Below are 1,254 nucleotides of genomic sequence, written 5' to 3' on the forward strand. Positions count from 1 at the left end.
CAAACTCTCCATAAAGTGTTTGCTTGCTCTAAAACTTGACTAGCTTGTTTCTTACTTGACATACTGATTGTTTTGTTCAGTTTTCAAAGATCAATTGTTTATGGTGGGCCTAAGTGGACTCGAACCACCGACCTCACGCTTATCAGGCGTGCGCTCTAACCAGCTGAGCTATAGGCCCTAAAGTTGGAGCGGGTGAAGGGAATCGAACCCTCGACATCAGCTTGGAAGGCTGAGGTTTTACCACTAAACTACACCCGCATATTAATGTAAAAAAACTAAATGGTCGGGAAGACAGGATTTGAACCTGCGACCCCTTGGTCCCAAACCAAGTGCTCTACCAAGCTGAGCTACTTCCCGGTAATGGCGCGCCCGAGAGGAGTCGAACCCCTAACCTTTTGATCCGTAGTCAAACGCTCTATCCAATTGAGCTACGGGCGCTCATCAAGGCGACATATTTAAATATATCACACAGCGTTCTGTACTGTCAATCTTTTTTAAAAATTATTTTCTAGTGCGGTCGAGAGGACTTGAACCTCCACGGGATTACCTCCCACTAGGCCCTCAACCTAGCGCGTCTGCCATTCCGCCACGACCGCATAAAGCAAATCGTTTATAAGAAGCAAAAAACTTTGGTGCGGGTGGAGGGACTTGAACCCCCACGTCATAAGACACTAGATCCTAAGTCTAGCGCGTCTGCCAATTCCGCCACACCCGCTTATAAAAAACATAAGCATTGGTAGAAATCATTATCGATCCCCACCAATACTATTTGATGAGCCATGGAGGATTCGAACCTCCGACCCTCTGATTAAAAGTCAGATGCTCTACCGGCTGAGCTAATGGCTCCTATCGTTTCGTACTTTTATTATACTGTTCATACATCAAATGAGATTATTAGAAGCTGTAATGTAATACTCTAATAGGAAGCAAATGAGGTAATTATATAAAAGAACAGATTGAAATGGCTGGGCTAGCTGGATTCGAACCAGCGCATGACGGTACCAAAAACCGTTGCCTTACCGCTTGGCTATAGCCCAAAAAAATGGCGGTCCGGACGGGACTCGAACCCGCGACCTCCTGCGTGACAGGCAGGCATTCTAACCAACTGAACTACCGGACCGTGATTTTTGCTAAGCAAAAAAATCTATCATTTTTAAAAGTGACCCGTACGGGATTCGAACCCGTGTTACCGCCGTGAAAGGGCGGTGTCTTAACCGCTTGACCAACGGGCCATTTTAGAATGGCGGAGAAGGA

Annotated in this window: 10 tRNA genes; all 10 read right to left on the bottom strand. The window is 46.3% G+C overall.

The features are described from left to right. Positions 1-101: 101 nt before the first annotated feature. Positions 102-178, bottom strand: a tRNA-Ile gene (locus H7K77_RS00210). A 6-nt stretch (positions 179-184) separates the two neighbouring features. Then, positions 185-258, bottom strand: a tRNA-Gly gene (locus H7K77_RS00215). Between the two features lie 22 nt (positions 259-280). After that, positions 281-357: transfer RNA gene (locus H7K77_RS00220), tRNA-Pro, on the bottom strand. 4 nt (positions 358-361) lie between these two features. Continuing rightward, positions 362-438: transfer RNA gene (locus H7K77_RS00225), tRNA-Arg, on the bottom strand. A gap of 74 nt (positions 439-512) precedes the next feature. Then, a tRNA-Leu gene (locus H7K77_RS00230) sits at positions 513-596 on the bottom strand. A 34-nt stretch (positions 597-630) separates the two neighbouring features. Next, a tRNA-Leu gene (locus H7K77_RS00235) sits at positions 631-715 on the bottom strand. A 58-nt stretch (positions 716-773) separates the two neighbouring features. Beyond that, positions 774-846: transfer RNA gene (locus H7K77_RS00240), tRNA-Lys, on the bottom strand. A gap of 116 nt (positions 847-962) precedes the next feature. Beyond that, positions 963-1,037 (bottom strand) — tRNA-Gln (locus tag H7K77_RS00245). A gap of 6 nt (positions 1,038-1,043) precedes the next feature. After that, a tRNA-Asp gene (locus H7K77_RS00250) sits at positions 1,044-1,120 on the bottom strand. Positions 1,121-1,160: 40 nt separating this feature from the next. Continuing rightward, positions 1,161-1,232 (bottom strand) — tRNA-Glu (locus tag H7K77_RS00255). Positions 1,233-1,254 lie beyond the last annotated feature (22 nt).

The sequence above is a fragment of the Aquibacillus kalidii genome (genome assembly GCF_014280935.1).
In the GTDB taxonomy this organism is placed as follows: domain Bacteria; phylum Bacillota; class Bacilli; order Bacillales; family Amphibacillaceae; genus Aquibacillus_D; species Aquibacillus_D kalidii.